We start from the raw sequence: 4120 nt of genomic DNA, 5'->3' as shown, positions 1-4120 counted from the left end.
TTGTGAATTGCTTTGGCTTCGCCGAGCTCGCAAAAAACGCTCGGTTCAGATTGTATCTTTGACATATTGGTCACAACGGGCGACCAGGTTACGATTAACTACAATTCGTTGTGAATTGCTTTCAGATTGTATCTTTGACATATTGGTCACAACAATCCAGAAAAGTACTTCGACGACCCAAATGTTGTGAATTGCTTTCAGATTGTATCTTTGACATATTGGTCACAACGGTTGATATTATTACCCCCAAAATGAAGGCGTTGTGAATTGCTTTCAGATTGTATCTTTGACATATTGGTCACAACTTGTTGGGAATCGGGGGCTAAGGCCCTGTTGTTGTGAATTGCTTTCAGATTGTATCTTTGACATATTGGTCACAACTTTCGCTGGTTTTGATGCTGATGATGATTTGTTGTGAATTGCTTTCAGATTGTATCTTTGACATATTGGTCACAACTGGAACCTGAGTATAGGTTTCATCCCGTTGTTGTGAATTGCTTTCAGATTGTATCTTTGACATATTGGTCACAACTGTCGCCACCTGCCTTGCCGTCGAGTAGCGGTTGTGAATTGCTTTCAGATTGTATCTTTGACATATTGGTCACAACAAAATTAAAAAAGGCTGAATGGCACGAGGCGTTGTGAATTGCTTTCAGATTGTATCTTTGACATATTGGTCACAACCATTCCTACCAACTACACCGCTAAGGAATTGTTGTGAATTGCTTTCAGATTGTATCTTTGACATATTGGTCACAACAAGAGGCTAATTATTACCCATTTAAAATTAGTTGTGAATTGCTTTCAGATTGTATCTTTGACATATTGGTCACAACAGCAACTTAACAATATAGTAGTGTATAGGAGTTGTGAATTGCTTTCAGATTGTATCTTTGACATATTGGTCACAACTAGTTCCAGCAGCACCATCATAGAGTCCACGTTGTGAATTGCTTTCAGATTGTATCTTTGACATATTGGTCACAACTATACCATTCACATTAGCACCATTCTCAAGTTGTGAATTGCTTTCAGATTGTATCTTTGACATATTGGTCACAACTTTGTATGGTGTGCTAAATGTAAGCAACGAGTTGTGAATTGCTTTCAGATTGTATCTTTGACATATTGGTCACAACTGAAAAGCCGTGAGGCTATAACATACCCGCGTTGTGAATTGCTTTCAGATTGTATCTTTGACATATTGGTCACAACTTAGATGAACTTAAAGATTACTTAAATATAGTTGTGAATTGCTTTCAGATTGTATCTTTGACATATTGGTCACAACTAAGTATTATCCTTTCCATTTCCTTTGTAGGTTGTGAATTGCTTTCAGATTGTATCTTTGACATATTGGTCACAACAATAAATGACTAATACAAATACCCAATTCTGTTGTGAATTGCTTTCAGATTGTATCTTTGACATATTGGTCACAACAATTGAAATGTATGGTGTTTCTTTTTTTGCGTTGTGAATTGCTTTCAGATTGTATCTTTGACATATTGGTCACAACCCATCCCAGTATTGTTCTTTTCCCAAATCAGTTGTGAATTGCTTTCAGATTGTATCTTTGACATATTGGTCACAACGTAGGAGAAATTATCGTTCTGACCTTTAATTAGTTAAGCCAATATTTCGGATAAAAAAAAGTGACCAATATAGTATCCACAGAAAGCTTTTTCTGTGGATTTTTTATTTCTGCATGCCTTTAGTGGTTTAAATGCCTCCGTTCTAAAACAGTTCCAGCTGCTGTGGTTCAGGGCTCGCCTTAATGGGTTTTGTGGCGAGGAATATTTCCATGGCCCCAAACTGCTTGTCGGTTATGCAAAGTATGCCCACGTAGCCGTTGGGGGGCAAAAAACTTTTCACGCGCTTAATATGCACATCGGCATTCTCACGACTTGGGCAGCACCGGGTATAGATTGAGAACTGGAACATGGAGAAACCATCCTTTATTAAGTTTTTCCGGAAAAGAGCATACTGCTTACGCTCCTTTTTGGTTTCGGTTGGTAAATCGAAAAAAACTAACACCCACATAACTCGGTACTGGTTTAGACGGTTAAGAGTGGTCATAGATGTTTAGGAGTTGAACCCCGACAGGGTTCAGAACCCTGTCGGGGTTTGAATTGAAATCACGGAAATGTTGGATACAATATTTTACGACTAGTACCCTCGAAGCAATCGTACAGCGATGATGTTGTTCGTTGGGTGGCAATCATCAGGGGGCTACTTTTACTATCAATCACCACATCTATTGCCGGAATTACAAGGAGTTTTGCCTTTATCTCCTTGGTTAGCTCGCTACAATCGATACCACTCTTTACAATTTCAAGCACAACCCTATCCACAAACGGCCGGTAGGGTTCCATTATGTCGTCGGCAAGGCAAAAGGCGTTGTAGCGATTGTGATGGTGTATTCCCAGCGTTGGTAGCAAACCGCTTGCTACCAGGCTACGTGCTACCACAGCACGGAGGATAGCATAACCGTAGTTCAACAAATTATTGGGCTCGTCCTCATACCTGCCACGCGTAAAAATATCGTTGAAGTATCCCGAGAAAAGGTTTTTCCAATAGTAGGCAGCAGCACGGCCCTCGTAGTTATCGGGGTCGCCACTCCTTACACTTCTAGCCCAGTATAGCATAGGCTCAACATCAATGCCAAGCGATTTTAAAAGCGCTGCCTGATTCTGTATTTTGGCTTGTACCGTTTGCTGCCAAAGCTGCTTTTTGAGGGGGACACTAGCCTCCAACTGCGCAGTAAAACGTTCGCTTTGCAGCGTGTTCGATTCCAGAGGGTAAATTAGCCCCGAGGGCATATGCCGCTCATTGGTGGTAATGACTGCAGCATTATTTGCCAGTAGCTTGTTGAGCAAAACATGGGTTATGGTAATTTGTGGGGAATCAAGGATAACCACTCCAATATCTTCAATGGGGATTGATTTGCTCTCAGTATCACCACTGGGGTATTCAACTACCATTTGCTCATCCTTAGCCTTTAGGTAGGCAGGGTTTCCGAAATAAAGGGTGCGTTTTATCATATTTGTTTCATTATACCTCTGTCAGGGTTTAAAACCCACTTACTTTTATACCTCTGACAGGGTTTAAAACCCTGTCAGAGGTCAAGAATTATGTCCAGGTCAACTATTTTACGATGTACATCAATAAAATTCTCCTTGCCACCGAACCATTCAAGCACGGTTTCCCTATGAATCTTTGTTGGCTTTGTGGAGATTATACTCCCATACGATGTCCACGGGTAATCCCTAAAATCACTGGTAAAGCCGTGGTGAACGGGATTCTGATGTATATAAACTACAAGGTTCTGGAAGTATTCCTCGGAGGTTATTTTTAGACGATGGAAATTTTTCTCAAATAGACTTCCCGTGCGATTATTTTTTAGGTTGAAATACTTTGTATAAGAGCTGAACAGATGCGAGAACATTCTGTAAGGAACGGGTTTCTTTCCATTAACGCTTCCAGATCCTTCGGATTCTGGAAGGTTATGGGTGAATTGCCACTTTAACCTTCCAGAGTCGATAGACCTGGAAGGGTTAAAGTCCTGAAGGAATCCAATTTCGTTCTCCTCCTTTATCCGCACCAGCAAATGAAAATGGTTCCCCATCAAGCACCAGGCAAAGGTATCGGCAATTGGAGTAATATATTTATCGTATAGCCTAAGAAAATGCAAGTAGTTATCAGGTAAATAAAATAATGGTGTACCGTTTATTCCACGGTTGAAAATGTGGTAGTAACCGCCGTGCTCCAATGGTATATCCCGAGAATTTGGCATGAGTTTTTTTATTATTTCTTCATTGATAACACTGACAGGGTTTTAAACCCTGTCAGTGATGTTCCAAGCAGTTATGTTTCCGATACAATCGATTTTTAATTTAATTGGATTTAGTGAAAATAAAACACCTAGACTTTGAATATTGTAGAATCGTTTACTCATTTTTGAATTAATGTCATCAATTATTTGTGTTTCGAGATGATGTCTGAAAACAATATCAATTTGGCCACTACTTGGTTTTATTGTAAGTTTTTGCAACCGATACAACTTATTGCTTATTGCTTTAAAATCATTTTTAACTATACAGTCAGAGAATTCCTCGGG

Annotated in this window: 4 protein-coding genes and 1 CRISPR repeat array; all 4 genes read right to left on the bottom strand. The window is 39.8% G+C overall.

The genetic code is table 11. From position 1 onward, the window contains the following. Positions 1-107 precede the first annotated feature (107 nt). A CRISPR array of direct repeats spans positions 108-1595; the repeat unit is 46 nt; unit sequence GTTGTGAATTGCTTTCAGATTGTATCTTTGACATATTGGTCACAAC. 142 nt (positions 1596-1737) lie between these two features. Next, on the bottom strand, positions 1738-2079 hold the full coding sequence (gene cas2 / locus WHS63_RS13080) for a CRISPR-associated endonuclease Cas2 (RefSeq protein WP_369490832.1): 342 nt from the start codon (positions 2077-2079) through the stop codon (positions 1738-1740). Between the two features lie 59 nt (positions 2080-2138). Next, on the bottom strand, positions 2139-3044 hold the full coding sequence (gene cas1, locus WHS63_RS13075; protein ID WP_445205500.1) for a type II CRISPR-associated endonuclease Cas1: 906 nt from the start codon (positions 3042-3044) through the stop codon (positions 2139-2141). 74 nt (positions 3045-3118) lie between these two features. Further along, the gene (locus WHS63_RS13070) at positions 3119-3796 is read right to left on the bottom strand and encodes a transposase (RefSeq protein WP_445205499.1); all 678 of its coding nucleotides are present in this window, start codon (positions 3794-3796) and stop codon (positions 3119-3121) included. A gap of 42 nt (positions 3797-3838) precedes the next feature. Further along, positions 3839-4120, bottom strand: a 282-nt coding sequence (locus WHS63_RS13065) for a hypothetical protein (protein ID WP_445205498.1), incomplete at its 5' end; no start/stop codon positions are given.

The organism is Tenuifilum sp., from assembly GCF_037481895.1.
In the GTDB taxonomy this organism is placed as follows: domain Bacteria; phylum Bacteroidota; class Bacteroidia; order Bacteroidales; family Tenuifilaceae; genus Tenuifilum; species Tenuifilum osseticum.
The sequence above is the reverse complement of the archived record's forward strand: the minus strand, read 5'-3'. Positions and strand labels throughout refer to the sequence as shown.

Coding starts and splice junctions, on each gene's coding strand:
- WHS63_RS13070 (WP_445205499.1), bottom strand. CDS start 3,796: ATGCCAAATTCTCGGGATATACCATTGGAGCACGGCGGTTACTACCAC.
- cas2 (WP_369490832.1), bottom strand. CDS start 2,079: ATGACCACTCTTAACCGTCTAAACCAGTACCGAGTTATGTGGGTGTTA.
- cas1 (WP_445205500.1), bottom strand. CDS start 3,044: ATGATAAAACGCACCCTTTATTTCGGAAACCCTGCCTACCTAAAGGCT.